At 71.7% G+C, this 3,867-nt stretch carries 2 protein-coding genes and 1 pseudogene; 1 reads left to right on the forward strand and 2 read right to left on the reverse strand.

The window, feature by feature from the left end:
* Positions 1 to 294: pseudogene (locus Q0C41_RS30340) on the reverse strand (ABC transporter permease); the annotation flags it as partial.
* 3 nt (positions 295 to 297) lie between these two features.
* Positions 298 to 2,010 carry an ABC transporter substrate-binding protein gene (locus tag Q0C41_RS30345; RefSeq protein ID WP_291990597.1) on the reverse strand — a complete coding sequence of 571 codons (1,713 nt, stop codon included), beginning with the start codon at positions 2,008 to 2,010 and terminating at the stop codon, positions 298 to 300.
* 289 nt (positions 2,011 to 2,299) lie between these two features.
* On the opposite strand from Q0C41_RS30345, the gene Q0C41_RS30350 reads away from it, so the two are divergent.
* On the forward strand, positions 2,300 to 3,867 hold a 1,568-nt coding region (locus tag Q0C41_RS30350), incomplete at its 3' end, for a S8 family peptidase (protein ID WP_291990599.1).

The raw sequence follows: 3,867 nt of genomic DNA on the forward strand, positions 1-3,867 counted from the left end.
GGCCTGCAGCGTGGCGCGGGCGCGGGCCAGCACCAGCGGCCGCACCGGCTGGTCGTAGCGCAGCGAGGTGCCGAGGTCGAGCACGGCGAGGCGCGCGACGCGCGTGGCGAGCCGCGCCGGCAGGGAGGCGTTCAGTCCGCGGATCTCGCGCTGGCGGGCGAGCGTGTGCCTCGAGACCATCTGGTCCTCGAGCGGGTCACCCGGCGCGATCTCGATCAGCAGGAACACGCCGATGTAGGCCAGCAGCACGAGGGCCAGCGCGAAGGCGATGCGGCCCGCGAGCGCGCGTCGCATCGGCTAGCGGACGCCGATCTCGGCGGCGTTCCACAGCACCTGCGGCGCCAGCAGGCCGGGCGCCACGTGGGTCAGCCGGCCGCTCGTGGCGATGGTCACGCGCGGCACCGCGAAGACGATCACCGGCAGTTCGGTGTCGATCAGTTTCTGCGCCTGCGCGACGCTGCGATGGCGTGCGACCGGGTCGGGCATCGACAGTTGCCGCGTCATCAGCAGGTCGAGTTCCTCTTCCCATTTCGTGGCCGGGGCCGCCTGGGCCGGATGCCAGAGGTGGAAGCGGCCCGACGACAGCCAGAACTCCATCAGGCCAGAGGGATCGGTGTCGGACCCGGGCAGCGCGTGGTACATCGCGTCGTACTCGCCGGTCTCCATCCGCTCCCGCAGGCTGCGGGCGTCGAGGGCGGCGATCTCGACCGTGAGGCCGACCCTGGCGAGGGCTTCCTGGAGGACGGCGGCGGCGCGCTGGCGCACGGAGTGGCCCTGCTGCACGAGCAGCGTGAAGGAGGCCGGCGTGTTGTAGACGTCTTCGCGGCGGCCGTCGCCGTCACGGTCGCGCACGCCGATGCGGTCGAGCTGCTCGCCGGCCAACTCGAGCGAGAACGGGCGCGGCGCGATGTCGGGCGCGTGCCACACGTGGTTGCCCGGCGTGATCATCCCCGACACCTGGACGCCGGCGCCGCGGTAGACGGCGTTGATGAAGCTCGTGCGATCGACGGCGTGGGAGATGGCCGTCCGCAGCTCGCGGCTGCGCAGCCAGGCACGCGTGTCGGGGGCGCCTGGCGCGGTGGTGGCCGTGTCGGCGACGGGCGGGCGCAGGTTGAACCACAGCATGTCGGCCTCGAGCGACGGGCCGAGTTCGAACAGCTGCAGGCGGCCCTGGGCGGCGAGGGTACGGGCCTCGGGCAGGTCGTCGGGGCGGAGGTCGGCGGTGATGACGTCGGCCTCGCCGGTGCGCAGGCGGAGCATCTCGGCGTCCTGCGACGAGACGATGTCCAGGCGGAGTCGATCGACGCGCGGCAGCCGGGTGCCGTCGTCTGCAGTCCGCCAGTAGTGCGGGTTGCGGACGAGGTGGAAGGCGACGCCCGCCTCGTGGCGTTCGAGCATGAAGGGGCCGGCGCCGACCATGCCGGACGGGGGCGCGTCGGGGGTCCAGGCGGCGGCGAGTGTCGCGTTGTCGACAAGGGCGGCGTAGCGGGCGCGGGGCAGGATGGGCAGTCCGTGCAGCGGTCGCAGGCCGGGGCCGAATGGCGCGGGATACGACACGTCCACGGTGTGTGGATCGACGACGGTGGCGGTGAGCGGCTGCCCGCCGATGCTGAGCGAGTCGAACAGCGGGCTGCCGAGGCGCTCGGCGTACACCGCGGCCAGCGAGAACACCACGTCGTCTGCGGTCACGGGCAAGCCGTCCGAGAAGCGGGCGTCCGGTCGCAGTTGCAGACGCACGCGGCGACCCGCGTCCAGCGTCGTCCACGACGTGGCGAGCGCGGGTTCGAGCACCTGTGTCACGTGGTTCACGCGCACCAGCGGCTCGTGGAGGAGCTGACTCAGGACGAGGGCGGACCGGTCGGCGGCGAGCAGCCGATTGAGGCTGCGCGGCTCGGAGCGGAGCGTCGCCACCAGCTCGACTGTGCGGTCGCTCCGATCGGGCGTCCACAGCAGCCAGAGCCCGGTCAGGACGATGAGGGCGGTGAGGAGGAGGCCGGCGAGACGCTTCATGCGAGAGGGCAACTCCTTGACTTCAGCGGCCAAGATCTTGGCCGATCTGGGCGAGGCAAACCGTCACGACCGACGGGGGGTGGTCGTTCCGCCGACATACGAAACTGTGCAGCACGCGCGCTTTTTCCGCCTCGGCATTGGCGCTGGGCCCCCGTAATCCTTTGTTCGGTTGCTCACGGACACAACGTTAGTATCAGATTCTGCAACATGGCACGACGCGTGAATTGATTCCAGACGTCCGGAGTGTCGTGGTGCTCCGGGTATCCCCCTCTTTGTCTGGAGTCCCACAATGTCGTTCCCCCGCCTGCTCGACCTTCATCGTCTCGCCGTCCGTGCCATCCGGTCGCTCACCGTCGTGTGGGTGTCGATCCTGTTCGTGCTGCTGGCGTTGTCGTCGCCGCTGCAGGCCGACGGGCATCGCGCCCGGCTGTCGAAGGGGCTGGCCGAGGCGGTGCGTGGCGGGCAGGCGCGTGGGGTGATCGTGTCGGGGACGAGCGCGCAGGTGCGTGATCTGGCGGCGCGTCATGGGCTGGTGGTGGAGAAGGTGCTGGCCAACGGCGCGGTGCTGAAGGTGACCGACGCGGCGGCGCTGCAGCGGCTGCAGGCCGACCCGGCGGTGCCGGTGGTGGCCGACGATGCGCCGGTCTCGGCGCACATGGCCACCGAGGTGGCGGCGCTCGGAGCCGACCAGGCGTGGGGCGGGCTGCTGGGGCTGCCGGGGGTGGACGGGGCCGGTGTCGGCATCGCGGTGATCGACTCGGGGATGGCGTCGCGGCACGAGGCGTTGCGCGGGCGGGTGGTGGCGTCGGTGGACTTCGTCAATGCGCGGCAGCGCGGCATCGATGCCTACGGCCACGGCACGCACGTGGCGGGCATCATGGCCGGCAGCGTGACGACGAAGAAGGGGCGGTTCAGCGGCGTGGCACCCGGGGCGCATCTGGTGAACCTGCGGGTGCTGGACGACAAGGGCCAGGGCACGACGAGCGACGTCATTGCGGCCATCGACTGGGTCATTGCCAACCGTGAGGCCTATGGGCTGCGGGTGATCAACCTCTCGCTGGGCAAGCCGGTGCTCGAGAGCTGGGCGGACGACCCGCTGGTGCAGGCGGTGGAGCGGGCGAGCCGGGCGGGGCTGATCGTGGTGGCGTCGGCGGGCAACCTGGGGACGCTGCCGGACGGCACGCGGGTGCGCGATGGCATCACGTCGCCGGGCAACGCGCCGTCGGCGATCACGGTGGGGGCGATCGACACGATGGGCACGGCGGTGCGCAGTGACGATCGGGTGGCGGACTGGAGCTCGCGCGGGCTGACGGCGGTGGACGGGTTCATGAAGCCGGACGTCTCGGCGCCGGGGCGTCGGATTCTGTCGGCGGGGTCGGAGCTGAGCACGCTGGCGCTCAAGCAGGGGGGCGTGCGGACGGGTGTGGCGCTGAAGCTCTATCAGCAGCTGTCGGGCACGAGCATGGCGGCGGCGATGGTGAGCGGGGCGGCGGCGCTGGTGCTGCAGGCGAACCCGACGCTGAAGCCCTACCAGGTGAAGGCGCTGTTGCAGCTGACGGCGGGCCGTGTGGCGGAGGCGGGCGTGGCGGCGGCGGGTGCGGGCGCGATCAACGTGGCCTCGGCCGTCTCGGCGGCGCGCCTGGGGATGCAGGATCTGCCGACCACCGAGATCGCCGGCGAGACGATCGCGCGCAGCGGCCTGATGTTCGCCCCGAAGGTGGACGCCAGCACGCTGGTGTGGGGGGACACGCTGGTGTGGGGGGACACGCTGGTGTGGGGAGACACGCTGGTGTGGGGAGACACGCTGGTGTGGGGGGACACGCTGGTGTGGGGAGACACGCTGGTGTGGGGGGACAC

The sequence above is a fragment of the Luteitalea sp. genome (genome assembly GCF_022842525.1).
GTDB lineage: Bacteria > Acidobacteriota > Vicinamibacteria > Vicinamibacterales > Vicinamibacteraceae > Luteitalea.